Genomic DNA, 22,950 nt, shown 5'->3' with positions numbered 1-22,950 from the left:
TCGATATGTCCAGCACCATCCTCGTCGTCGAAGACGAACCCGCCATCCAGGAATTGATCGCCGTCAACCTGTCCTTCGCCGGCCACAAGGTGCTGCGCGCCTTCGACGCCGACCAGGCCCAGACGCTGATCCGTGCCGAGCTTCCTGACCTGATCCTGCTGGACTGGATGCTGCCCGGCACCTCTGGCCTGGCCATGGCCCGCAAGCTGCGCAACGACGAGCGCACCCGCGCCGTCCCCGTCATCATGCTGACCGCCAAGGGCTCCGAGCAGGACAAGGTCGACGGCCTGGAAGCCGGCGCCGATGACTACATCACCAAGCCCTTCTCGCCCAAGGAGCTGATGGCCCGCATCAAGGCCGTGCTGCGCCGCCGCGCCCCCCAGCTCACGGACGACGTCATCGACGTCGGCGGCCTGAAGCTGGATCCGGTGACGCATCGCCTGTCGGGCAACAGCCAGTCCCTGCAGATCGGCCCCACCGAATTCCGACTGCTCCACTTCTTCATGACGCACCCCGAGCGCGTGTTCTCCCGCTCGCAGCTACTGGATCAGGTGTGGGGCGACCACGTCTTTGTCGAAGAGCGCACGGTCGACGTGCACATCCGCCGCCTGCGCAAGGCCCTGGAACCCAGCGGCCACGACGCGCACGTCGAAACGGTCCGCGGCAGCGGCTATCGGTTTACGGCACAGCTCCCGACGCGGTAAAACGTGCGCACGATGATCTGGCTGCGCACCCTTATTCTGGTCGTCCTGTGGGCGGCATTTGCCTTGTTGGCGCAATGGCTCATTGGAGACCCCGCGGGCTGGATCGTGTTTTCGGTGGCGCTGTGTGCCATGCTGCTCTGGCGCAGTTGGCGCCTGTCGCTGGTGTCCAAATGGGCCAATCACCCGGATTCCGCCCCGCCGGCCTCCGTGGGCCCGTGGGATGACATTCTTGCCCCGCTCTATCGTTACACCCGCGCCCGCGCGCGCGAGCTGGCTGAAACCCGCGACACCATGCAAGGGATGCTGGCGGCTGCTCAGGCCCTGCCCGACGGCGCCGTCACGCTGAACGAGGATTTCCAGATCGACTGGTGCAACCGGATGGCGCGCCAGCATCTGGGCCTGCGCCTGCCGGCCGACCGCGGCCACAATCTGCTGAACCTGCTGCGGGCCCCGGAATTCGTGGAATACGCGCATCGTCCGTCCTGGCCCGAGCCCATTCTGGTGCGGCTGGGTCAGCAAGGCCAGGAACGGCTGATGATGATGCAGCTCACTGCATACGCGAGCAACCAGCGCCTGCTCATCACCCGCGACGTCACGCAGATCGAACGCCTGGAAACCACGCGCCGCGACTTCGTCGCCAACGTGTCGCACGAATTGCGCACGCCGCTGACGGTGCTGGCGGGTTTTCTGGAAACGCTGCGCGACATGCCCGACGAGGCGCTGCCCAAAGAGCAGCGCGAGCAGTACATCGACATGATGTACGAGCAGGCCCACCGCATGCAGGCCATCGTGGAAGACCTGCTGACGCTGTCCACATTGGAATCGTCGCCGGGCAGCGATCCGCGCGCCGTCAACATGGGCGCGCTGCTGCAAAAGGCGCGCCAGCAGATCGAGGCGCTGTCGGGCGGCCGTCATCAACTGGTCTGGCACATCGATGAAACCCTGGACGTGCTGGGCGCCGAAAACGAACTGACCTCGGCGCTTTCCAACCTGCTGACCAACGCCGTGCGCTACACGCCGGACGGCGGCACCATCACCGTCCGCTGGGAACGCGATCCCGAAGGCGGCGCATGCTACAGCGTGCAGGACACCGGCATCGGCATCCCGGCGCGCCACCTGCCCCGCCTGACCGAGCGCTTTTACCGCGTGGACCGGGGCCGCTCGCGCGCCGTCGGCGGCACCGGGCTGGGGCTGGCGATCACCAAGCACATCGCCATGCGGCACGACGCCGAACTGCTCATCACCAGCGAACCCGGCAAGGGCAGCGTCTTCTCGCTGCGCTTTCCCGCCGACCGCATCGCCATCGCCGAAACGGCGTGATTCCGCCCGCCTGCCCGCCTGACGGCGGCGCGCGGGTGGTAAATTTTTGGCCATGCGCATCCTGGTCATCGAAGACGAACCCAAACTGGCCGACTACCTGAAGAAGGGGCTGTCGGAGCAAAGCCACGTCGTGGACGTGGCGCGCGACGGCGTGGACGGCCGCCACCTCGCGCTCGAAGGCGCGTACGACCTCATCGTGCTGGACGTGATGCTGCCCGGCGTGGACGGCTTCGAGATCCTGGCCTCGGTGCGCGCGCAAAAAGACACGCCCATCCTGATGCTGACGGCCCGAGACGCGGTGGAAGACCGGGTCCGCGGCCTGGAAGGCGGCGCCGACGACTACCTGGTCAAACCCTTCGCGTTCTCGGAGCTCTTGGCGCGGGTGCACGCGCTGCTGCGCCGCGGCCGCTCGCAGGAGCCCACGCTGCTGCGGCTGGCGGACCTGGAGCTGGATCTGGCGCGCCGGCGCGCCCAGCGCGGCGGCCAGCGGCTGGACCTGACCGCCAAGGAATTCAGCCTGCTGGCGCTTCTGCTGCGCCGCCAGGGGCAGGTGCTGTCGCGCACCACCCTGGCCGAACAGGTCTGGGACATGAACTTCGACAGCGACACCAACGTCATCGACGTCGCGGTGCGGCGCCTGCGCGGCAAGCTGGACGATCCCTACGCCACGAAACTGCTGCACACCGTGCGCGGCATGGGATACGTGCTGGAATCGCGCCCGGCGGATGGCCGCCCCGCGGATGGCCGCCCCGCTGACGGCCACCCCGGATGAGCCGCCCCCGCGTGCGCTCCATGCAGGCGCGGCTGACGCTGTTGCTGGGCGCCATCGCGCTGTTTGTTTCCAGCGTGGCGGGCGCCACCCTTTTCTGGGCGCTCAAGCGCGAAGTCGAGCGCCAGGAGATCACCGAAGTCAGCGGCAAGCTCGAGCTCATCGACCACTTGATCGACATGCAGAACAGCGCAAGCGGCTTGCACGACCTGGCGGCCACCTTCGATCAGATGCGCGCGGGCCAGGGTCAGCTTGGCATCTGGATCGTGGACGCGCAGGGCCAGGCCGTCTATGGCGGCGCCGCGCCCGAAACGCTGGAAACCACGGATGGCCGACAGGTTCTCTTGCAGACGCCGGATGGCGGGCGCATGCGGGGCCTGCGCGTTGCCATGAACGATCGCATTCTGCCCGGCGCGCAGCTGACCGTGGCGGTCAGCACGCGCACCAGCGCGCAATTCCTCTATGCCTACGGCACGGCGCTGGCGTTGATCTGCGCGTTGTGGGTGGGCGCGACGGTCGTCCTGGCCGCGTGGGCCGTGCGGCGCAGCATGGCGCCCGCGCGGCGGCTGTCCGAGCAGGCCGCGGCCATCCAGCCCGACAATCTGGCGCGCCGCCTGCCGCTGCAAGACACCGACCGCGAGCTGCATGAACTGGTGCGGTCCTTCAACCGCACACTGGACCGGCTGCAAGCCGCCTACCAGCAGATGGAAGGCTTCAATGCGGATGTGGCGCACGAACTGCGCACGCCGCTGGCGACCCTCATCAATGGCACGCAGGTCATGCTGTCGTCGCCGCGCGATGCGGCCGAGCTGCGAGATGCGCTGGAATCCAACCTGGAAGAACTGGAAGACCTGAAGACGCTGGTCAACGACATGCTGTTCCTGGCGCGGGCCGACCGCGGCGAGCGCGCCGCCGACCTGGCGCCGGTGTCGCTGGCCGCCGAAGCCCGGCGGGTGGCCGAATATTACGAGGCCACGCTGGAAGAACACGCCGTGCGCCTGCGCTGCGTGGGCGACGCCACCGTGGCCGCCAACCGGGGGCTGGCGCGCCGCGCGCTGGCCAACCTGATCTCCAACGCCATCAAGGCAACGCCCCCGGGCCGCGAGATCGTGCTGACGTGCACCCCCACCGCGCACGGGGCGCGGGTCACGGTCCACAACCCCGGCACGCCTATCCCGACCGCGGACCTGCCCCGGATCTTCGACCGCTTTTTCCGCTCCGGCCAGACGCGCGCGCCACGCAGCGAAGGTCACGGCCTGGGCCTGGCCATCGTTCGCGCCATTGCCCGCATGCACGGCGGCGACGTGGATGCGGCGTCCGGCGCCGCCGGCACCGTGGTCGGCATCACCTTCAACAACCCGGCGCCGGCCGCGAACATTACAAAAACGTAATCTGCGCGACAGGATCGGGTCACCCCGGTCTTCCTACAGTGTCATCACGCCCATTCCCATTGCAAGGATTCCCGTGAAAGGCACCCAGTTACGCACTTGCGCCGCCGCATTGGCGCTGATGATGTCCGCCGCCGCGTTCGCCGCAGGCGACCATGCGCACGGCGGCCACGCGCCGTCCGCGGCGGCCGCGCCCATCGGCGCGCCAGGCGATCCCGCCCGCGTCACGCGCACCATTGACGTCGACATGACCGACGCCATGCGCTTCACGCCCGCCAGCATCGACGTCAAGGCCGGCGAGACCGTGCGGCTGAACGTGCGCAATGCCGGGAAGATCCGGCACGAACTCGTGCTGGGCACCGACGCCGACCTGAAGGCGCATTACGCCATGATGATGAAGGACCCCGGCATGCGTCACGATGAACCCAACGCGGTGTCGCTGGACGCCGGCAAAAGCGGCCAGATCGTCTGGCGCTTCGGCAAGGCCGGCACGGTGTCCTTCGGCTGCCTGGAGCCAGGCCATTACGGCGCCGGCATGAAGGGCGCCGTCTCGGTGCTGTGACATGACGGCGCACACGCTCACGACCCGCCGCCGCTTCGTGCAGGGCCTGGCTGCCGGCGGCGCGCTCGCCGCCCTGGGCGGCTGGCGCCAGGCATCGGCCCAGTCCGGCGCAGCCGCGGCCGCCGAACTGCGCGGCACCGAGTTTCACCTGGAGATCGGCGAGACGCCCGTCAACTTCACGGGCGCCGCGCGCGTGGCCACCACGGTCAACGGCCGCCTGCCCGCGCCGCTGCTGCGCTGGCGCGAGGGCGATACGGTGACGCTGCACGTCACCAACCGGCTGCGCGAGCAGACCTCCATCCATTGGCACGGCATCCTGCTGCCCACCGGCATGGATGGCGTGCCCGGCCTGAGCTTTGCCGGCATCGACCCCGGCCAGACGTTCACTTACCGTTTCGACGTGCGCCAAAGCGGCACCTACTGGTATCACAGCCACTCGGGATTCCAGGAACAGACGGGCCTGTACGGCGCCATCGTCATCGACCCGCGCCACCGCGATCCCATCGCCTCCGACCGCGACTACACGGTGCTGCTGTCGGACTGGACGGACGAAGACCCGATGCGCGTGTTCGACAAGCTGAAGGTGATGCCGGATTACTACAACCGCATCCAGCCCAGCATGCAAAGCCTGGCGGACAATGCCGGGGACCAGGGATGGCGCGCGGCGCTTGCCGACCGGCTGATGTGGGAACGCATGCGCATGAATCCGACGGATCTGGCCGACGTGTCCGGCGCAACCTACACGTACCTCACCAACGGCGCCACGCCCGCGGCCAACTGGACGGGCCTTTTCAAGCCGGGCGAGCGGGTGCGGCTGCGGTTCATCAACGGCTCGGCCATGACGTACTTCGACGTCCGGATCCCGGGCCTGACGATGACCGTCGTGGCCGCCGACGGCCAGGATGTCCGGCCCGTGGATGTCGAGGAATTTCGCATTGGCGTCGCTGAAACGTATGACGTGATCGTCGCGCCCGCGCAGGACCGCGCCTACACGATCTTCTCGCAAGCCATGGATAGATCGGGCTATGCGCGCGCCACGCTGGCGCCCCGCGCCGGCATGCAGGCAAGCGTGCCCGAGATGGACCGTGTGCAGGTGCTGGGCATGATGGACATGGGCATGGCCCACGACATGAGCGAGTCGCAGCCGATGCCGGCCGGACACGCCGGGCACGGCGCGGACCCCGGCCAGGGCGGCATGGTCGAGGTCAGGCACCCCTATCCCGCCGAGCGCGGCGTGGGCAATTCCATGCTGCCTGACGTGGTGTCGACGCGCCTGGACGATCCCGGCCCCGGACTGCGCGACAACGGCCGCCGCGTGCTGACGTATGCGGACTTGCGGTCGGTGCGGGAGCCTGACGACAACCGCGCGCCCTCGCGCGAGATCGAGCTGCACCTGACGGGCAACATGGAGCGCTACATGTGGTCGTTCAACGGCGTGAAGTTCTCGGACGCGCGGCCCATCGTGCTGCGCCACGGCGAGCGCGTGCGCTTCGTGCTGATCAACGACACGATGATGACGCATCCCATCCATCTGCACGGCCTGTGGAGCGACCTGGAGTCCCCGGATGGCACGTTCCAGGTCCGCAAGCACACGATCTCGTTGAACCCGGCGCAGCGCATCAGCTATCGCGTCAGCGCCGACACGCGTGGGAACTGGGCCTACCACTGCCATCTGCTGTATCACATGGAGGCCGGCATGTTCAGGGCGGTCGTGGTGGAGTAAACGATGAAGCCGATCAGTTTCCAGAAACACGCGCCGGTCCTTTGCGCCATCGCCCTCGCGCTGGCGCCCCCCCTGGCCGCGGCTCAAGCGGCGCAAATGGATCATGCGGGCATGACCGGGATGGACCACGGCTCGATGGACCATGGCCAGGCGCCGTCACCGGAAAGCCCGGAAAGCCACCAGGGAATGGACCATGCAGAGGCGAACCATGACGCGCCCGCCGCAGACGCCGCGCCCGTCGGCAGCCTGCCCGCAAGCGATGGCGAAGGCCCGCGCGGCTACGACAGCTACGGCATCCATCCGCACATGATGGACAACGCGCCCACGTGGCAGGTGCTGTTCGACAAATTCGGCGCATCGCGCAATCGCGACGGGCAGAACGCGCTCGAATGGGATGGCCGCTTCTGGTTCGGCACCGCCACGGACCGCCTGCTCGTCAAGAGCGAGGGCGAGCGCGAAAGCGGCGGCGGATCGGACGGCAAGGTCGAGGCCTTCTGGAGCCACGCCATCTCGCCCTTCTGGGATCTGCAACTGGGTGCGCGCCGGGACATCGGCGCAGGCCCCAAGCGCAACTGGGCCGCGGTCGGCGTCGAGGGCTTGCTGCCCTACAACATCGAACTGACGGCCACCGCCTATGCAGGCCCATCAGGCCGCAGCGCCCTGGCGCTGAAGGCCGAGTACGATCTGCTGCTGACCCAGCGCCTGGTATTCACGCCCGAACTGCAAGCCAGCGTCTACGGCAAGAACGACCCGCAACGCGGCATCGGTTCCGGTCTGTCGCAGGGATCCCTGTCCCTGCGCCTGCGTTACGAGGTCACGCGCGAATTCGCCCCCTACGTTGGCGTATCCTTTGAACGGAAGTTCGGCCAGACGGCGAGCTATGCCTCGGACGCCGGCGAGAGCCGGTCGCAGGCAGCCGTCATCGCGGGCGTGCGGTTCTGGTTCTGACCGGCCCGCGCCTGAACACCCCCTTTATCCCCGGAGCATCATGAACGTTTCCCGTCTTACGCGCCGCCTCGTCCTTGCCGCGGCCCTCAGCATTCCCGCGATTGCCGCCGCGCAGGCGCCCGTGAAAGTCGCGGTCTGGAAGACGCCCACCTGCGGCTGCTGCGAGGATTGGGTCAAGCACATGCGCGACAACGGCTTTGCCGTGACCACGCATGACGTCGAGGACACCGGGCCCATCCGCCGCAACGCCGGCATGTCCAACTACGGTTCCTGCCACACCGCGATGGTCGATGGCTATGCGGTCGAAGGTCACGTGCCCGCCAGCGACGTGCGCCGCCTGTTGCTGGAAAAGCCCGACGCCGCGGGTCTGGCCGCCCCGGGCATGCCGCTGGGATCGCCCGGCATGGACGGGCCGGAATACGGCGGACGCAAGACGCCGCACGACGTGGTGCTGGTCGACAAACGTGGCGGCGCCCAGGTTTTTCAGGCCTATCGCTAAGGCTGGCCTGAAACAATTCATCCACAACGCTTCAATGGCTACTCCTTGCACCGCAGCAAAAATGGTCCACAATAAATAAAAGCGTTTCTCACCCACCCCTTGGCAGTCATGGCACAAATCGTCCTGTTCGAGAACATCCACCCGAGCGCCCGCGCCGTCTTCGAGGCCGCCGGCTACACCGATATCGTCACGCATGCCGCGGCCCTGCCGCCGGCGCAATTGCACGACGCCCTGCGCGGCGTGCAAGTGGCGGGGATCCGTTCTCGCACGCACCTGGATGCCGCCCTGCTGTCCGGCAACCCCGACCTGCGCGTGGTGGGATGCTTTTGCATCGGCACCAACCAGGTCGACCTGGACACCGCCATGCAGCGCGGCATTCCGGTCTTCAATGCGCCTTTCTCGAACACGCGCTCGGTGGCCGAATTGGTGTTGGGCGAGGCCATCCTGCTGCTGCGCCGGATTCCCGAAAAGAATGCCCGCGTCCATCTGGGCCACTGGGATAAAAGCGCCGCGGGCGCTTTTGAGACCCGCGGCAAGACGCTGGGCATCGTCGGCTACGGCAACATCGGCTCGCAGATCAGCACGCTGGCCGAAAGCCTGGGCATGCGCGTCATCTATCACGACGTGGAAGCCAAGCTGCCGCTGGGCAACGCCCGGCCGGCCGGCACGCTGAACGAACTGCTGGAGCAGGCCGACGTCGTGACGTTGCACGTGCCCGGCGGCAAGTCCACCGAAAACATCATGAACGCCGAGACCATCGGCCGCATGCGCCGTGGCGCGATCCTGATCAACGCTTCGCGTGGCACCGTGGTGGATATCGCCGCGCTGCACGCGGCGCTGAAATCCGGTCATCTGGCCGGGGCCGCGCTGGACGTGTTCCCCACCGAGCCCAAGAGCGCCGATGAACCGCTGGCCAGCCCGCTGATCGGCATGCCCAACGTCATCCTGACCCCGCACATCGGCGGCAGCACGCAAGAGTCCCAGGAGAACATCGGCCGCGAAGTGGCCGAAAAACTCGTGCGCTTCCTGCAGGCCGGCACCACCAAGGGCGCCGTCAACTTCCCCGAACTGCCTTTCCTGGAGCAGGCCGGCGGCACGCGCATCCTGCACGTGCACCGCAACGCGCCGGGCGCGCTGGGCACGCTGGACAACCTGATGGCGCAGCACGGCCTGAACATCGTCAGCCAGACCTTGCAGACACGCGGCCAGATCGGCTACGTGATCACCGACGTGGAAGGCCAGGTCGACGATATCGTCATGACCGCCTTGCGCGATCACCCGATCACGGTCCGCTGCGACCGGCTGTAAAGCAGCAAGCGCCAGGCAGCAAGGGCCCCTTCGGGGGCTTTTTTATTGCCCGGCAGTTGCCTGGAACGGTGTCAGACACCGGCCCAATCCGCTTGGGTCACGCCCCATCCGGCTCAGCCGCCGCCCGGTGCAGGCACTGCGCGATCTTCTCGCGCACGCTGCCCGCGTCGAACGGCAGCCGGCCGATGATGCCGATCTCGCGATGAAACGCGTGTTCGCCCAGCGGCAGCAGCCGCAGACCCGACATGTCCAGCCGCCGCAGACGCGGCAGCAGCGCCACGCCAAGGCCATGCCGCACCATCCCCGCGATCGCCTCGATCTCGTCGAGCTCCACGGCCTCGTTCACGGTGATGCGGTGCTTTTTCAGGAACACGTCGACCACGCGGCCGCCGAACGAGGCGCGGTCGTAGCGGATGAAGGGCTGGGTCGCCAGCAGCTCCCGCCACGGGGCGACCGGCATGGATTCGGGCAGGGCCAGCATGACGGGCTCGGTCATCAGCGGCTGCCAGCCCAGTTCGGGCGGCAGGGCGAAGGGCGGGCGGATCAGCACGGCCAGGTCCACTTCGCCGGCGTCCACCTGGCCCAGCAGCGACAGCGAGACGCCCGGCACGATGCGCACGCGCACATCGGGATAGACCGCGCGGAACTCGCCCACGGCATGGACCAGCAGATCCTGCTGCACGGAGGCGATGGCCCCGATGCGGAGCAGCCCGCTGACGTGCGCGGCGCCTGCCGAGGCCGCCATGCGCTCGGCCATGGCGACCAGTTCCTCGGCCTGGGGCAGCATGTCCCGGCCGTTGGCGTTAAGCGCCGCCGCGCGCGGACCTCGGTCGAACAGCTCGACGCCCAGGTATTCCTCCAGCCGCCGGATTTGCGCGCTGACCGCGGATTGCGTCAGGCCAAGCTGGACCCCGGCCCCGGTAAAGGTTCCGTCCCGCGCCACGGCGATGAAGGTCTTGAATTCCTTGAGCACAATCAATTTTTTCGATGCTAAGACTCGAAAAATATCGTTTTGCTATAAAAAAAACAATACCTAAACTATGCCCTGGTGATAACGCCGACACATTGCGGCGTTCGCTGAACTGAATAACCCTCTTTTGCCTGACCCGGAGTTTTGCATGTCCGCTCAAACCAACTTGCCGCCGTTCCACCTGGCCTTCCCCGTGCGGGACCTGGCCGAAGCCCGCGCCTTCTATGGCGAAAAGCTGGGCTGTCCGGAGGGCCGCAGCTCGTCCGAATGGATCGACTTCAATTTCTACGGCCACCAGATCGTGGCGCACCTGGCGCCCAGCGAATGCGGCCACAAGGCAACCAGCGCGGTCGATTCGCACAATGTGCCCGTGCGCCATTTCGGCGCCGTGCTTTCCATGGAACAATGGGAAGCCATGGCCAAGCGCCTGACCGACGCCGGCACCGAGTTCGTCATCGAGCCCTACATCCGTTTCAAGGGCGAGGTCGGCGAGCAGGCCACCATGTTCTTCCTGGATCCGTCGGGCAATGCGCTTGAATTCAAGGCGTTCAAGAACATGGATTCTTTGTTCGCCAAGTAACCCGTCACTACAGGTTTCGTGCCGTTGAACGTCAATTCCAATTCGCTTTCTCCGGCCGAAACCCGCTGGCGCATCCTGCCCCAGGGTGACCGCTGCCTGATCGTCTCGTTCGGCGAGCGCATCGATGCCGCCATTGGCCGGACCTGTCTGGCGGCGGCCCGCAAGCTGCGCGACGCGCGGCTGCCGGGCGTCACCGACGTGGTGCCCTCCTTCGTCGCCGTGGCCGTGCACTACCGGCCGGGCGGACATGGCGAAGGGCCCACGTACGCGGCGCTCTCCGAGCACATCCAGGCCCTGCTTGCCGAGGGCATCCCAACCGCCGACGCGGGGGGACGCGAGGTCGACATCCCCGTCTGCTATGGCGGCGAACACGGCCCCGACCTGGAAGAGGTCGCGCGCGCGGCCCGCATCAAACCCGAAGACGTCATCCGGTTGCACAGCGAACCGCGCAGCATGGTGTTCATGCTGGGGTTTGCGCCCGGCCACGCCTATCTCGGCGTGCACGACGAAAAACTGAACATTCCCCGCCGTCCGTCGCCGCGCACCGCCGTGCCCGCCGGCGCGGTGGCCATCGCCAACCGGCAGACCGTGATCTACCCGAACCGGCTGCCGGGCGGCTGGAACATCATCGGCGCCACCCCGCTCGTCATGTTCGACCCCGCGCGCGAACCCGCGGCGCTCCTGCAGCCCGGCGACACGGTGCGGTTCGTGCCGATTACGCCCGACGAATTCGACCGCATCCGGGGGAGCCGCCCATGAGCGTGACGGTGATCAAGCCCGGCATGCTGTCCAGCTTCCAGGACCGCGGGCGCGAAGGCTACCAGCATCAGGGCATTCCGGCGGCCGGCGCCATGGACGAACGCGCCCATCGGCTGGCCAATGCCCTGGCGGGCAACGAAGGCGACCCGGCCACGCTGGAGATCACGCTGACCGGCCCCACGCTGCGCTTTGACGCGCCGGCCTGTTTTGCGCTGGCCGGCGCCGACCTGGGCGCCACGCTGAACGGCCAGGACATTCCCCTGTTGCGCCCGCTGATCGCGCGGCCCGGCGACGTGCTGGCCTTCGGGGCGCGGCCCGCAACGGGCGTGCGCGCGTATCTGGCCGTGCATGGCGGTTTTGCGCTGACGCCCGTGATGGGCAGCGAGACCACGTATCTGCGCAGCGGTTTCGGCGGTTTTCAGGGGCGCGCACTGGCAAAGGGCGACGTCGTTCCGCTGCGCAGTCCGCTGGCGCCGGACTGCGATACCGCCGCCTTGCAAAAGGCACTGTGGCAGGTGCGCGTGTACCTGCCCGCGGCGCTGGGCAACAAGCAGCGCGAGTTCATCCGCTTCCTGCCCGGCGTGCACTGGCCCGAATTCTCGCAATCCAGCCGCCGCGCCTTTTTGGAATCCGAGTTTCGCATCAGTCCGCAGTCCGACCGCATGGGCTACCGCCTGCTTGGCCGGCCGCTGACCATGAATCAGCCGCGGCAGATGCTGTCCGAGGCCGCCTGCTTTGGCACCGTGCAGGTGCCCTCGGGCGGCGAAGCCATCATTCTCATGGCCGACCGGCAGACCACCGGCGGCTATCCCAAGATCGCGCAGATCGCCACCGTGGACCTGCCCGCGCTGGCGCAGTCCGCGCCCGGCCAGGTGCTGCGTTTCCAGCGGATCGAGCTGGACGAGGCGCAGCGCCTGGACGGCGAGCGCGAACGCGCGTTTGCGCAATTGCACGACGCGCTTGCGCCGCTGCGTGCGCTGCTGAACTAGAAAGGAAACCGCCATGACCACCCGCATCGACTTGAACTGCGACATGGGCGAAAGCTATGGCGCCTGGACCATGGGCAACGACGCGGCCGTGCTGCAGTACGTCAGCTCGGCCAACATTGCCTGTGGTTTCCATGGCGGCGACCCGGCCACCATGCGCAAGACGGTGGCCGCCGCGCTGGCCCGGGGCGTTGCGCTGGGGGCCCATCCCAGCCTGCAGGACCTGGCCGGTTTCGGCCGCCGCGTCATCCAGATCAGCCCCGACGAAGCCTACGACATCGTCGTCTATCAGATCGGCGCGCTGGCGGGTGTCGCGGCCTCGCAAGGCGCCCGCCTGCATCACGTGAAGGCGCACGGCGCGCTCTACAACATGGCGGCCAAGGATGAGCCGCTGGCAAAGGCGATCTGCCAGGCGGTCAAGGATGTGGATGCGTCGCTGATCCTGTACGGACTGGCCGGCAGCAAGCTGATCGACGCGGCCCGCGCCATCGGCCTGGCGTGCGCCTGCGAAGTCTTCGCGGACCGCTCCTATCAGGACGATGGCTCGCTGACGCCGCGCACGCGCGCGGGCGCCATGATCGAGGACGTGGACGTCGCGGTCGCACAGGTCGTGCGCATGGCGCGCGAAGGCCTGGTACGGTCGGTTGACGGCAAGGATGTGCCGGTGCAGGCCGACACCCTGTGCATCCACGGAGACCAGCCCAATGCGCTGGTCTTTGCCGATGGCATCCGGCGCGCCTTGACGCAGGCCGGCATCGAGGTGCGCACGCCGCCTCGCGCCTGAAGGCGCGCGCGCAGGCCTCTTTCTAAGCGGCGTCCAGCGACGCCTCGCGGTAAGCGCCCAGGATCTCCGGCAGCACTTCCACCACGTACTTGCGGGTCAGTCCGGCCGCGCGGTCGAAATCCCGGCTGCCGAGCGCCTGGATGATGCCTTCCGTGTAGGACGGGATCGTGTTGGCTTCGAGCGATTGCCGGGCCAGCATGTAGCCCAGCGGTTCGATCTGTTCGTACAGTTTGCTGAGCATGCTGGTCAACGGCGCGTTGCCGGTGTAGCGCGCCGCGGCCAGATAGAAGTCGCGCGAGGCCGAGATGAACCCGCGCGCGTCCTGACGGCCCATCGCGGCGACGATGGCCTCGTGCAACCTGCCAAGTTCGGCCACCAGCGGCCCGACATCGGGCATCTCGGCGACCTGCCGGATGCAATACGCCTCCAGCTCCGCACGCAGCATGTACAGATGGCGGATCTGGGTTTCGGTATAGAGCGTGACCCGGAAGCCCTTGCGCTGGATGTGCGTGACCAGGCCGCTCAGCTCCAGCAGGCGCAGCGCCTCCCGGATGGGGCTGCGGCTGGTGCCGAAGCGCTGCTCCAGTTCCTGTTCCCGTAACGGCTGTCCGGGCCGGATAGTGCCGTTCACTATCAACTCACGAATCTGTTCCTGTAGGAAATACGGAATCGTGGCGGGCGCTTTGACGTCCAATCGGCTCCCCTTTTACTGCGACTACGCATGACATGAGACCGTGACAAGATACTCGAAATCTCTTGAAACACAAGTAGAAATAATGTTTCACACTCAAAAGACGGCCGTGTGCCTGCCCGCGAGGGACGGCGTTTTCTGAGGATGCGGGGGATCAGTGCCAGTCGTCGCGGTAGACGAACTTGGGCATTTGCCAATTGAAGCGCAGGGCCATCAGGCGCATGGTCAGACCCGCCGCCAGCGCAATGGGCACCGACGCATTGGCCGACAGCCCGAGCGCCATCGAGCCCAGATAGAGCGCGCCGGTCACCAGCGACACGCTGGCGTACAGCTCCTTGCGGAACAGCAGCGGGACCTCGTTGCAGAGCACATCGCGCAGCACCCCGCCGGCGCACCCGGTGATCATGCCGCTGATCAGCACCACGGTGATCGGCAGCTGCATCATCTGCGCGACCTGGCAGCCAATCACCGTGAAAGCCACCAGCCCCAGCGCATCGGCCAAGAGGAACACGCTGCGCAGCCGGCGCATGACTGGCGCGATGAGCGCGGTCAGGATCGCCGCGCCGCCCGTCATCCACAGATATTCGGGGTGCACGACCCACGTCAGCGGATAGTGCCCGAGCAGCACGTCGCGCAACGAGCCGCCGCCCAGCGCCGTCACGCACGCGATGATGCAGACGCCCATCCAGTCCATGTCGCGCCGCCCCGCCGAAAGGGCCGCCGTCATGGCTTCGGCGACGATGGCGACCAGGTACAGCGTGTGCAGCAGGGCGGGCGAAAGATCGGTGAACATGGGTTGGGCGGTAGCTATGGCAGGCCTCATTGTATTGAGCCTTGCCGGCGCGCGCGCCATTGCCTGCGCGCGCATCATCCCGTACCCTCGGAGCTGTGTTGATTGCGATCAAGCCCCATCTCGTTTCGCGGCGAGACAATGGAGACGTGCCCGACCGGGCGCTATTGGGCCAGGCAGCGCGGACGCGGGAGCCGCCTCTCTGGCCGTAACCGGGAGATTAGGTATGACACAGCAAGTTGGCCCCATCCTTCTGGCCACCGACCTCAGTGCGCGCGGCGACCGAGCCCTCGACCGCGCCTTGCAGTTGACCAAGGAACTGAACACCAAGCTGATCATGCTGCATGTCATGGAATCCCATGCCACGCCGCTCACCACGCCGGTATGGCGCCGCCTGTCGCCCGACCACAAGGCCCTCGTCGAACGTGAACTGGCCGAAGACGTGGCCGCCGCCAACGTGCCCGCCGAAGTCGTCGTCACCAAGGGCGACCCCGTCGCCAGCATCATGGAAACCGCCGACGCCTTCGGCTGCTCGCTGATCGTGGCCGGCATTGCCCGCCAGGAAACGCTGGGCCGGCTGCTGCTGGGCACCACGGTCGAAAAACTGGCCCGCCAGGCGCGCCAACCCGTGCTGGTCGTCAAGAACCGTCCGCGCCGCCCCTACCGCGACGTGCTGGTCGCCACCGATTTCTCGGACGGCTCGCGCCAGGCGCTGCGCGCCGCGCTGCAACTGGTGCCCAATGCCGACATCACCTTGTTCAACGCCTACGAAGTGCCGTTTCAGGGCGTGACCAAGCCTGACGACGCGGTCGTGGACAACCTCTACCGGACCGCCGAGCAGTGCGCCGAGCGCTTCATCGCCGAAACGCCCGAACTGCCCAAGGGCCGTCCGACCAAGGTGGTGCTGGAAGCCGGCCAGCCCGAAACCGTGCTGGCCGACTACTCCTTCAACCACCGCTCCGACCTGGTCGTCACGGGCACCCATGGCCGCACCGGCATCCTGCGCACCGCCATCGGCAGCGTGGCCGAACGGCTGCTGGAATCCCTGCCCAGCGACGTGCTGATCGTGCGGCTGAGCGGCGAAGAGTAATCCCGGCCAAGCAAAAGGCGGCGCTCACGCGCCGCCTTATTTTGGTCTGCCTTCAACTTACGCGCTACGCGTCGCCCTGCTTTTCCATGGTGTCGATCGTGCCGCGCAGGATCTTCAGCAGCACCAGCCCCGGGATGGCGATCACCACCGTCAGCAGGAAGAACCCCGGCCACCCCAGGTGATTGACCAGCGGCGGCGTCAGCGGCCCGGCCAGGTAGGTGCGCCCCACGGCTGACAACGCCGACAGCAGCGCGAATTGCGTGGCCGAGAACCGCTGGCGGCACAGGGCCATCAACAGGCCCACGAAAGACGCCGTGCCCAGCCCGCCGCACAGGTTTTCAATGCCCACGCCGGTGGCCATCAGCCACAGGTTCTTCGGACTGACCGCGATCAGCCAGTACGCCAGGTTCGACACCGCCTGCAAGAGGCCAAAGGCCATCAGCGACCGGTACAGGCCCCACCGCGCCATCAGCGATCCGCCCGCCAGCGCGCCGATGATCGTCGCCGCCAGCCCCAGCACCTTGTTCACCGTACCCACTTCGGTGGGCGTGAAGCCCGCGCCGCGGATGAGGAAGGTGGTGGACAACGCGCCGGCGAACGCGTCGCCCAGCTTGTACAGCACGATCAGCAGCAACACTGCCAGCGCGCCGCGGCGTGTGAAGAACTCATGCAGGGGTTCGGCGACCGCCTCGCGCAGGCTGCGGGGCGGGCGCGCGACGTGTTCGGGTTCGGGCGCCCACAGCGTGGCAAGCGCGCACAGCAGCATCAGCCCGCCCATCACCATGTAGGTGTTGCCCCACCCGATCCATTGGTCCGCCATGATGAGCGCCAGGCCGCCCGACACGATCATGGCCAGCCGGTAGCCCATGACCTTGATGGCCGCGCCCGCCCCGCGTTCCTCCTTGCGCAGCACGTCCGTGCAATAGGCATCGAAAGCGATGTCCTGCGTGGCGGAAAGAAAGGCGACCAGCACGGCCAAGAGCGCCAGCGGCATCAGCGCCGACGACGGCGACAGCGCGCCCATCGCCAGGATCGCCGCCGCCAGCAGCACCTGCGTGACCAGCATCCACCCGCGTCGCCGGCCCAGCAGCGGCGGCGCGAAACGGTCCACCAGCGGCGCCCAGAGAAATTTGATGGTGTAGGCCGTGCCGACCAGGGTGAGGAAACCGATTTCCTGCAGCGGCACGCCTTCGACGGTGGCCCAGGCCTGCAATGTGCCGCTGGTCAGGGCCAGCGGCAGCCCGCTGGCAAAGCCCAGGACCAGCAAGGGGGCAACGCGCGGGCTGGTGTAGACGTTGGATACAGCGGTGATGACGGTCTCCTGAGACTTGGCCGGCGGCGTCGCAGGTGCTGGCCGCGGGCGTGCCGGCATTTTAGGGCCTGTTGCCCCGCGCCGTCAGGAGGATGCGTGTCGGAATGTCAGGGGGATGCGAAGCGGTACACCGCAAGCGTGCTGCGCCAGCTTGGGAACGCCTTCACTTCCTTGCCTTCGTTGAACGTGGCGCGCTCCAGGATGCGCAGGCCCACTTCGCCGGCCAGCTGTTCGAAGTCGCGCAGCGTGCACAGGTGGATGTTGGGCGTGTTGTACCACTGGTAGGGCATCTGCCCCGTCACGGGCATGCGGCCGCGCAGGATGGCCCAGCCGTGCGGCCAGTAGCCGAAGTTGGGAAACGACACCACGCCGTAACGCGCCACCCGCGCCATTTCGCGCAGGATGTGTTCGGTGCGGTGCATGGACTGCAACGTCTGCGACAGCACGACGGTGTCGAACTGCTTGTCGTCAAAGAGCGCCAGGCCGTCTTCCAGGTTCTGCTGGATGACCTCGACGCCGCGGCGCACGCAGGCGATCACGCAGGTGTCGTCGAGCTCGACGCCGGCGCCCTTGACCTGGCGATGATCGCGCAGATGCGCCAAGAGGGCGCCGTCGCCACAGCCCAGGTCCAGGACGCGGCTGCCCGGTTCGATCCAGCTGGCGATACGCGCCAGGTCGGGCCGCAGCGCGCCGTGGGCATAGCGAGGGGTCACGGGAGTCATTGGGCAGATCCTTCGGTCAACTGAGCCTCCAGGCCCAGCTCGCGTGCGATGCGTTCGTAGTAGCCGCGCACGACCGCGTGGTAGCGGGCGTCTTCGAGCAGGAAGGCGTCGTGGCCGTGCGGCGCGTCGATTTCGGCGTACGTGACGGGGCTGGCGTTCTTGAGCAGCGCGCGCACGATCTCGCGCGACCGTTCCGGCGGAAAGCGCCAATCGGTCGAGAACGACACGAGCAGGAAGTTGGACTTGGCGGGCGCCAGCGCGCGGGCCAGGTCACCGCCCGTGGTGCGCGCCGGATCGAAGTAGTCCAGCGCGCGCGTGATGAGCAGGTAGGTGTTGGCGTCGAAATAGCGCGTGAACTTTTCGCCCTGGTAGCGCAGGTACGACTCCACCTCGAATTCGACGTCGTAGCCGTAGCGGTAGGCGCCGTTTTCGGCGGGCGCGCGCTGGGCGCGGCCGAATTTCTCGGCCATGTCGTCGTCGGACAGGTACGTGATGTGGCCGATCATGCGCGCGACCGACAGACCGCGACGCGGCACGGTGTCCTGCGCGTAGTAGTCGCCGCCGTGGAAATCCGGATCGGTGATGATGGCGCGCCGGGCCACTTCGTTAAAGCCGATGTTCTGCGCCGACAGGCGCGGCGTGCTGGCGATGACGATGCAGTTGGCCACGCGCTCGGGCAAGGTGATCGACCAGCTCAGGGCCTGCATGCCGCCCAGCGATCCGCCCATCACGGCCGCGAAGCGCTCGATGCCGAAGTGGTCCGCCACCCGCGCCTGCGCCCGCACCCAGTCTTCGACCGTCAGCACCGGGAAAGCGGCGCCCCACGGCTTGCCGGTCTCGGGATTGATGCTGGCCGGCCCGGTCGAGCCGAAGCACGAGCCCAGGTTGTTGACCCCGATCACGAAGAAGATATTGGTGTCCACCGGCTTGCCGGGTCCCACCATGTTGTCCCACCAGCCCAGGTCGCTGGGATTGTCGGCGGCCTGCCCCGCCACGTGGTGCGAGGCATTGAGCGCGTGGCAGATGAGCACGGCATTGGTGCGCTGCGCATTGAGCGTGCCGTAGGTTTCGACCGCCAGCTCGTACGACGCAAGCGACTGGCCGCTCAGCAAGGGCAGCGGCTCATCGAAACGGATGAAGGTGGGGGAGACGAGGCCGACCGAACCGGGATCAACGGTATCGGACGTCGTGACGGTTGCGGGAACGAACCCGCTGGCCGAATCACCGGCCAAATTCTGGGCAGGAGTGGTCATACGGACCTCTTTAGCTGGATTTATTGGAAGGCGCCCGCAAGCGGATCAGGCAAATCGGCGCCGAAAATTGGATAGTGCGGCAGGAATTCTAGCACTGCTTGGCGCCCGGGCAGCAAGCCCCACGGGCCGCGACAACTGCGCATTGCCCCGGCGTGCAAGACGGCAATCCCCCTCGCGGCTGGCTCAGGCGCCGGCCTCCCAGGGTTCCTGTCCCAGGTACTCGTAGCGTTCGGTGTTCACGCGCGACACGCGCCATTCCACGGGCTGGCGGTTATAGGAAAACGCGATGCGGCGGATTTCCAATAGCGCGCTGCCTTCGGCCACGCCCAGGCAGCGCGCGTGCGTGCGCTCGGCCAGGCAGGTCCGCAGCCGCTCGTCGGTGGCGATGACGTTGACGCCGAACAGGTCCTGGTACAGCGCGTAAAGCGTGCTGGTGCGCTCGCGCAGGTGCGCTTCCAGCAGCCCCGGAAAGCGCGATTCGGGCAGGCACACGTCGTCGGCCATCACCACGTCGCCATTGAGCGACAGCACATTCAGGAACTCGAAAACGTACGCGCCGGCGGGCAGCGCCAGCTTTTCGCGCGCCACGGCAGAAGCCTTCACGCGGCGAAAGCGCAGCAGTTCCGTGGTGGGATAGGACTTGCTGCCGTCCTGCCCGACGATGCGGAAAAACTTGAAGAAGTGATGGTTGCGTGTATGCACCGCAACGTAGGTGCCGCGCCCCTGATGCCGCACCAGGATGTTCTCGGCGGCCAGCTCGTCGATGGCCTTGCGCAGCGTGCCGATCGACACGCCGAAGCGCTCGGCCAGATGCTTTTCCGGAGGAATCGCCTCGCCCTGCTTCCACTCGCCTTGCGCCAGCGCGGCAAGCACGGCCTGCTTGACCTGTTCGTACAAGGGACTGCCCAAAGGCACAGTCGGTGACAGGCTGGTGTTCATGGGTGCATCGCAAAAATCAAGGACCTCCAGTGTAGCGGCGCAACGGCCGCCCGCTCAAGTCATCTAATTCATATATATGATTTAGTTGACTTTGAAAAAAGCCGGGCCTAAGATTTCCTGGCCGTTGTGATCCGCGCCGCAAGCAGCACCCGGGCGGCGCCCTGACCCCAGAGAGGAAGACAATGATTCACGCCGTATTGCACGATGCGAAGGACACGGTGGCGGTCGCCGTGGTGGAGGGCCTGACCGCCGGAACAGAGCTGAACGCCTGGATCATGGATGAGGACAAGATCATCCATGTGCGCGCGTCGCAGGACATTCCCATCGGCCACAAGGTCGCGATGAAGGACATGGCCGTGGGCGACACCGTCTTCAAGTACGGCGTCGACATCGGCCGCGTGGTGGCGCCCATCAAGGCCGGCCAGCACGCCCACGTGCACAACATCAAGACCAAGCGCTGGTAAGCGCCCGTCCATCGCACAGGAACCCACCATGTCCATCATCACTGCCCAGACCACCTTCCAAGGCTATCGCCGCGACAATGGCCGCGTCGGCGTGCGCAACCACGTCATCGTCCTGCCCGTGGACGACATCTCCAACGCCGCGGCCGAGGCCGTTGCCAACAATATCAAGGGCACCCTTGCCCTGCCTCATCCTTACGGCCGGCTGCAATTCGGCGAAGATCTTGAACTGCACTTTCGCACGCTGATCGGCACCGGCTGTAACCCCAACGTGGCCGCCGTGGTCGTGATCGGCATCGAGGAAGGCTGGACCAAACGCGTCGTCGACGGCATTGCCGCCACCGGCAAGCCAGTCATGGGCTTTTCCATCGAACTGCACGGCGACCACGACACCATCATGCGCGCCTCCCGCTGCGCCAAGGAATACGTGCATTACGCCACCGCGCTCACGCGCAGCGAATGCCCCATCTCCGATCTGTGGGTCTCCACCAAGTGCGGCGAATCCGACACCACGTCCGGCTGCGGCGCCAATCCCACGGTGGGCAATGCGTTCGACAAGCTCTATGAACTGGGCTCCACGCTGGTCTTTGGCGAAACCTCGGAACTGACCGGCGGCGAGCACATCGTCGCCGAGCGCTGCGCGAACGACGCCGTGCGCGAGCGCTTCATGTTCATGTTCGACCGCTACCAGGCCATGATCGACCGCTGGAAGACCAGCGACCTGTCCGAATCCCAGCCCACCAAGGGCAACATCGCCGGGGGCCTGACCACCATCGAGGAAAAGGCGCTGGGCAACATCCAGAAGATCGGCAAGAAATGCCGCGTTGACGGCGTGATCGACAAGGCCGAGATCCCCGACGGCCCCGGCTTGTGGTTCATGGACTCGTCGTCGGCCGCGGCGGAAATGGTCACGCTGTGCGCCGCCTCCGGCTACGCCGTGCATTTCTTCCCCACCGGCCAGGGCAACGTCATCGGCAACCCGATCCTGCCGGTCATCAAGATCTGCGCCAATCCGCGCACGGTGCGCACGATGTCCGAACACATCGACGTGGACACCAGCGGCCTCTTGCAGCGCGAGATCGACCTGAACCAGGCCGGCGACAAGCTGCTGGAATGCATGCTGGCCACCGCCAATGGCCGGTGGACCGCGGCCGAGGCCCTGGGCCACCGCGAATTCGTCCTCACGCGGATCTTCGAAAGCGCCTGACAAGGCCTTCCGGGCGCCGGCGCGACCAGGAGAACGCGCCGGCCGTCCCTCGCGGCATCATCGCAACATCAACGACAAGAACCTGCAGACCCGGGCGCAGTCCGCGGCAGCAAAGGCGTACGCATTCCTACCCGGGCGTTATCCCCAAGGAGGAAGACAGATGAGTAGCGAACCGCATTACCCCCTGCAAGATGCGCAGCGCCGTCGCCTGCTGGGCGCCCTGGGCGCCGCCGGCCTCTGTGCGCTGGCCCCGTGGGAACGGGCGCTGGCGCAGAAAGGCGCATGGCCCGAGCGTCCCATCAACTACGTGGTGCCTTTTCCGCCGGGCGGCCTGACCGACGTGGCCGCACGCCAGGTGGGCAAGGCCCTGGCGGATGCCGAACGCTGGAACGTGGTGATCGAGAACAAGCCGGGCGGCAGCGCCAACATCGGCGCGGCGCATGTGTCGCACGCCGCGCCCGATGGCTACACGTGGCTGGCCATCACCCTGTCGCACGCGGCCAACGCCACGCTGTTCGCGGGCAAGGCCGGCTACGACCTGACCCGCGACCTGACGCCGCTCGCCGGGCTGGCGTCCTCGCCCATCATGGTGGTCGTCAACGCCAAGAGCAACATCAAGACCATGGACGACCTGGCGCGCGCGGCCAAGGCGAAGTCGCTCTCGGCCGGTTCCAGCGGCAACGGCACGCCGCCGCACCTGACGCTGGCGCTGTATCAGAAGCTCACGGGCGTGCCCCTGATGCACGTGCCCTACAAGGGCGGCGCGCCATCGCTCACGGACCTGATCGGCGGTCACCTGGACGTGGTGTTCTCGAACTATCCGGAGTCGCTGGCGCATGTGAAGAACGGGTCGCTGCGCGCCCTGGCGATCACCACGCGCGAACGCAGCAAGGACCTGCCCGATCTGCCCACCACGGCCGAAGCCGGCCTGCCGGACCTGATCGTCGAGAACTTCACCGGCGTGCTCGCGCCCGCCGGCACCCCGCCCGAACTGGTCCAGCGAATCGGCGACGCCATCGTCAAGCAGGTCTCGCAGCCCGCCATGCAGCAGGCCCTGCTGCAATTGGGTTTCGTGCCGCAGCCGCGCGGCCCCAAGGAGTTCGGCGCGTACCTGAAGTCCGAGGTCGACCGCTGGGCCAAGATCATCCGCGACGCCAACATCCAGGTCGCCTGAGGCGGCCGCCC

At 67.1% G+C, this 22,950-nt stretch carries 24 protein-coding genes and 1 riboswitch; of the genes, 17 read left to right on the top strand and 7 right to left on the bottom strand.

Going from position 1 to position 22,950, the window contains the following annotated elements:
• The first annotated feature begins 5 nt into the window (after positions 1 to 5).
• The 9 genes from phoB (at position 6) to serA (ending at position 9,221) form a co-directional block, all read left to right on the top strand.
• Positions 6 to 704 carry a phosphate regulon transcriptional regulator PhoB gene (gene phoB, locus H4P35_RS02220; RefSeq protein ID WP_006227196.1) on the top strand — a complete coding sequence of 233 codons (699 nt, stop codon included), beginning with the start codon at positions 6 to 8 and terminating at the stop codon, positions 702 to 704.
• Between the two features lie 12 nt (positions 705 to 716).
• Positions 717 to 2,024 (top strand): phosphate regulon sensor histidine kinase PhoR, encoded by a 1,308-nt coding sequence (phoR, locus tag H4P35_RS02215; protein ID WP_056327544.1) that lies wholly within the window; start codon positions 717 to 719, stop codon positions 2,022 to 2,024.
• A 52-nt stretch (positions 2,025 to 2,076) separates the two neighbouring features.
• The gene (locus tag H4P35_RS02210; RefSeq protein WP_226847889.1) at positions 2,077 to 2,796 is read left to right on the top strand and encodes a heavy metal response regulator transcription factor; all 720 of its coding nucleotides are present in this window, start codon (positions 2,077 to 2,079) and stop codon (positions 2,794 to 2,796) included.
• The gene (locus tag H4P35_RS02205; protein WP_226847885.1) at positions 2,793 to 4,184 is read left to right on the top strand and encodes a heavy metal sensor histidine kinase; all 1,392 of its coding nucleotides are present in this window, start codon (positions 2,793 to 2,795) and stop codon (positions 4,182 to 4,184) included. The genes H4P35_RS02210 and H4P35_RS02205 overlap by 4 nt, the downstream gene beginning before the upstream one ends.
• A gap of 73 nt (positions 4,185 to 4,257) precedes the next feature.
• Positions 4,258 to 4,743, top strand: a complete 486-nt coding sequence (locus H4P35_RS02200) for a cupredoxin family protein (protein ID WP_370638949.1) — start codon at positions 4,258 to 4,260, stop codon at positions 4,741 to 4,743.
• A gap of 1 nt (position 4,744) precedes the next feature.
• Complete coding sequence (locus H4P35_RS02195; protein ID WP_226847883.1) at positions 4,745 to 6,466, top strand: copper resistance system multicopper oxidase; 1,722 nt, start codon at positions 4,745 to 4,747, stop codon at positions 6,464 to 6,466.
• 3 nt (positions 6,467 to 6,469) lie between these two features.
• Positions 6,470 to 7,414 carry a copper resistance protein B gene (locus tag H4P35_RS02190; RefSeq protein ID WP_226847882.1) on the top strand — a complete coding sequence of 315 codons (945 nt, stop codon included), beginning with the start codon at positions 6,470 to 6,472 and terminating at the stop codon, positions 7,412 to 7,414.
• A 40-nt stretch (positions 7,415 to 7,454) separates the two neighbouring features.
• On the top strand, positions 7,455 to 7,913 hold the full coding sequence (locus tag H4P35_RS02185; protein ID WP_226847881.1) for a DUF411 domain-containing protein: 459 nt from the start codon (positions 7,455 to 7,457) through the stop codon (positions 7,911 to 7,913).
• A 108-nt stretch (positions 7,914 to 8,021) separates the two neighbouring features.
• On the top strand, positions 8,022 to 9,221 hold the full coding sequence (serA, locus tag H4P35_RS02180) for a phosphoglycerate dehydrogenase (protein WP_062840253.1): 1,200 nt from the start codon (positions 8,022 to 8,024) through the stop codon (positions 9,219 to 9,221).
• A 97-nt stretch (positions 9,222 to 9,318) separates the two neighbouring features.
• Here serA and H4P35_RS02175 read toward each other — a convergent pair whose 3' ends face one another.
• On the bottom strand, positions 9,319 to 10,194 hold the full coding sequence (locus H4P35_RS02175) for a LysR substrate-binding domain-containing protein (protein WP_226849426.1): 876 nt from the start codon (positions 10,192 to 10,194) through the stop codon (positions 9,319 to 9,321).
• Positions 10,195 to 10,339: 145 nt separating this feature from the next.
• Here H4P35_RS02175 and H4P35_RS02170 point away from each other — a divergent pair, with 145 nt between their 5' ends.
• Genes H4P35_RS02170 through H4P35_RS02155 form a run of 4 tightly spaced genes read left to right on the top strand, consistent with a single transcriptional unit; the run spans position 10,340 to position 13,300 of the window.
• A complete protein-coding gene (locus tag H4P35_RS02170; protein ID WP_056327555.1) occupies positions 10,340 to 10,771 on the top strand; it encodes a VOC family protein in 432 nt (143 codons plus the stop codon).
• Between the two features lie 24 nt (positions 10,772 to 10,795).
• Positions 10,796 to 11,530 (top strand): 5-oxoprolinase subunit PxpB, encoded by a 735-nt coding sequence (gene pxpB / locus H4P35_RS02165; RefSeq protein ID WP_155721864.1) that lies wholly within the window; start codon positions 10,796 to 10,798, stop codon positions 11,528 to 11,530.
• Entirely contained in the window at positions 11,527 to 12,519 is a 993-nt protein-coding gene (locus H4P35_RS02160; RefSeq protein WP_226847878.1) for a biotin-dependent carboxyltransferase family protein, read from the top strand. The genes pxpB and H4P35_RS02160 overlap by 4 nt, the downstream gene beginning before the upstream one ends.
• A 13-nt stretch (positions 12,520 to 12,532) precedes the next feature.
• Entirely contained in the window at positions 12,533 to 13,300 is a 768-nt protein-coding gene (locus H4P35_RS02155; protein WP_226847876.1) for a LamB/YcsF family protein, read from the top strand.
• A gap of 22 nt (positions 13,301 to 13,322) precedes the next feature.
• On the opposite strand, the gene H4P35_RS02150 is transcribed toward H4P35_RS02155, so the two are convergent.
• Together H4P35_RS02150 and H4P35_RS02145 are read right to left on the bottom strand one after the other, a co-directional pair.
• Positions 13,323 to 13,994, bottom strand: coding sequence for a GntR family transcriptional regulator (locus H4P35_RS02150; protein ID WP_226847874.1), 672 nt, complete (start codon positions 13,992 to 13,994; stop codon positions 13,323 to 13,325).
• A 151-nt stretch (positions 13,995 to 14,145) separates the two neighbouring features.
• On the bottom strand, positions 14,146 to 14,784 hold the full coding sequence (locus H4P35_RS02145) for a trimeric intracellular cation channel family protein (protein WP_056327560.1): 639 nt from the start codon (positions 14,782 to 14,784) through the stop codon (positions 14,146 to 14,148).
• Between the two features lie 223 nt (positions 14,785 to 15,007).
• Here H4P35_RS02145 and H4P35_RS02140 point away from each other — a divergent pair, with 223 nt between their 5' ends.
• On the top strand, positions 15,008 to 15,871 hold the full coding sequence (locus H4P35_RS02140) for a universal stress protein (protein ID WP_142051509.1): 864 nt from the start codon (positions 15,008 to 15,010) through the stop codon (positions 15,869 to 15,871).
• 64 nt (positions 15,872 to 15,935) lie between these two features.
• On the opposite strand, the gene H4P35_RS02135 is transcribed toward H4P35_RS02140, so the two are convergent.
• The 4 genes from H4P35_RS02135 to H4P35_RS02120 all read right to left on the bottom strand — a co-directional run bounded on the left by H4P35_RS02135 (position 15,936) and on the right by H4P35_RS02120 (position 20,097).
• Positions 15,936 to 17,243 (bottom strand): muropeptide transporter, encoded by a 1,308-nt coding sequence (locus H4P35_RS02135; RefSeq protein WP_226847872.1) that lies wholly within the window; start codon positions 17,241 to 17,243, stop codon positions 15,936 to 15,938.
• Positions 17,244 to 17,290: 47 nt separating this feature from the next.
• The gene (metW, locus tag H4P35_RS02130) at positions 17,291 to 17,905 is read right to left on the bottom strand and encodes a methionine biosynthesis protein MetW (RefSeq protein WP_056327562.1); all 615 of its coding nucleotides are present in this window, start codon (positions 17,903 to 17,905) and stop codon (positions 17,291 to 17,293) included.
• On the bottom strand, positions 17,902 to 19,158 hold the full coding sequence (locus H4P35_RS02125) for a homoserine O-acetyltransferase (RefSeq protein ID WP_175157386.1): 1,257 nt from the start codon (positions 19,156 to 19,158) through the stop codon (positions 17,902 to 17,904). The genes metW and H4P35_RS02125 overlap by 4 nt, the downstream gene beginning before the upstream one ends.
• A riboswitch (SAM riboswitch) is annotated at positions 19,148 to 19,229 on the bottom strand. (Overlaps the previous gene by 11 nt.)
• Before the next feature lie 112 nt (positions 19,230 to 19,341).
• Complete coding sequence (locus tag H4P35_RS02120; RefSeq protein ID WP_056327563.1) at positions 19,342 to 20,097, bottom strand: GntR family transcriptional regulator; 756 nt, start codon at positions 20,095 to 20,097, stop codon at positions 19,342 to 19,344.
• 182 nt (positions 20,098 to 20,279) lie between these two features.
• Here H4P35_RS02120 and H4P35_RS02115 point away from each other — a divergent pair, with 182 nt between their 5' ends.
• The 3 genes from H4P35_RS02115 (at position 20,280) to H4P35_RS02105 (ending at position 22,939) form a co-directional block, all read left to right on the top strand.
• On the top strand, positions 20,280 to 20,561 hold the full coding sequence (locus H4P35_RS02115; protein ID WP_056327564.1) for a UxaA family hydrolase: 282 nt from the start codon (positions 20,280 to 20,282) through the stop codon (positions 20,559 to 20,561).
• A gap of 28 nt (positions 20,562 to 20,589) precedes the next feature.
• On the top strand, positions 20,590 to 21,765 hold the full coding sequence (locus H4P35_RS02110; protein WP_056327565.1) for a UxaA family hydrolase: 1,176 nt from the start codon (positions 20,590 to 20,592) through the stop codon (positions 21,763 to 21,765).
• A 160-nt stretch (positions 21,766 to 21,925) separates the two neighbouring features.
• Positions 21,926 to 22,939, top strand: a complete 1,014-nt coding sequence (locus H4P35_RS02105; RefSeq protein ID WP_226847870.1) for a tripartite tricarboxylate transporter substrate binding protein — start codon at positions 21,926 to 21,928, stop codon at positions 22,937 to 22,939.
• The last annotated feature ends 11 nt before the right edge of the window (positions 22,940 to 22,950 follow it).

The organism is Achromobacter sp. 77, assembly GCF_020541125.1.
In the GTDB taxonomy this organism is placed as follows: domain Bacteria; phylum Pseudomonadota; class Gammaproteobacteria; order Burkholderiales; family Burkholderiaceae_B; genus Achromobacter; species Achromobacter mucicolens.
This window is presented reverse-complemented; position numbering and strand designations above follow the sequence as displayed.

Excerpts from the sequence above, each read along its gene's own strand:
- phoB (WP_006227196.1), top strand. The coding sequence starts at position 6 with ATGTCCAGCACCATCCTCGTCGTCGAAGACGAACCCGCCATCCAGGAA.
- phoR (WP_056327544.1), top strand. The coding sequence starts at position 717 with ATGATCTGGCTGCGCACCCTTATTCTGGTCGTCCTGTGGGCGGCATTT.
- H4P35_RS02210 (WP_226847889.1), top strand. The coding sequence starts at position 2,077 with ATGCGCATCCTGGTCATCGAAGACGAACCCAAACTGGCCGACTACCTG.
- H4P35_RS02205 (WP_226847885.1), top strand. The coding sequence starts at position 2,793 with ATGAGCCGCCCCCGCGTGCGCTCCATGCAGGCGCGGCTGACGCTGTTG.
- H4P35_RS02195 (WP_226847883.1), top strand. The coding sequence starts at position 4,745 with ATGACGGCGCACACGCTCACGACCCGCCGCCGCTTCGTGCAGGGCCTG.
- H4P35_RS02190 (WP_226847882.1), top strand. The coding sequence starts at position 6,470 with ATGAAGCCGATCAGTTTCCAGAAACACGCGCCGGTCCTTTGCGCCATC.
- H4P35_RS02185 (WP_226847881.1), top strand. The coding sequence starts at position 7,455 with ATGAACGTTTCCCGTCTTACGCGCCGCCTCGTCCTTGCCGCGGCCCTC.
- serA (WP_062840253.1), top strand. The coding sequence starts at position 8,022 with ATGGCACAAATCGTCCTGTTCGAGAACATCCACCCGAGCGCCCGCGCC.
- H4P35_RS02170 (WP_056327555.1), top strand. The coding sequence starts at position 10,340 with ATGTCCGCTCAAACCAACTTGCCGCCGTTCCACCTGGCCTTCCCCGTG.
- H4P35_RS02160 (WP_226847878.1), top strand. The coding sequence starts at position 11,527 with ATGAGCGTGACGGTGATCAAGCCCGGCATGCTGTCCAGCTTCCAGGAC.
- H4P35_RS02155 (WP_226847876.1), top strand. The coding sequence starts at position 12,533 with ATGACCACCCGCATCGACTTGAACTGCGACATGGGCGAAAGCTATGGC.
- H4P35_RS02145 (WP_056327560.1), bottom strand. The coding sequence starts at position 14,784 with ATGTTCACCGATCTTTCGCCCGCCCTGCTGCACACGCTGTACCTGGTC.
- H4P35_RS02140 (WP_142051509.1), top strand. The coding sequence starts at position 15,008 with ATGACACAGCAAGTTGGCCCCATCCTTCTGGCCACCGACCTCAGTGCG.
- H4P35_RS02135 (WP_226847872.1), bottom strand. The coding sequence starts at position 17,243 with ATGCCGGCACGCCCGCGGCCAGCACCTGCGACGCCGCCGGCCAAGTCT.
- metW (WP_056327562.1), bottom strand. The coding sequence starts at position 17,905 with ATGACTCCCGTGACCCCTCGCTATGCCCACGGCGCGCTGCGGCCCGAC.
- H4P35_RS02125 (WP_175157386.1), bottom strand. The coding sequence starts at position 19,158 with ATGACCACTCCTGCCCAGAATTTGGCCGGTGATTCGGCCAGCGGGTTC.
- H4P35_RS02120 (WP_056327563.1), bottom strand. The coding sequence starts at position 20,097 with ATGAACACCAGCCTGTCACCGACTGTGCCTTTGGGCAGTCCCTTGTAC.
- H4P35_RS02115 (WP_056327564.1), top strand. The coding sequence starts at position 20,280 with ATGATTCACGCCGTATTGCACGATGCGAAGGACACGGTGGCGGTCGCC.
- H4P35_RS02110 (WP_056327565.1), top strand. The coding sequence starts at position 20,590 with ATGTCCATCATCACTGCCCAGACCACCTTCCAAGGCTATCGCCGCGAC.
- H4P35_RS02105 (WP_226847870.1), top strand. The coding sequence starts at position 21,926 with ATGAGTAGCGAACCGCATTACCCCCTGCAAGATGCGCAGCGCCGTCGC.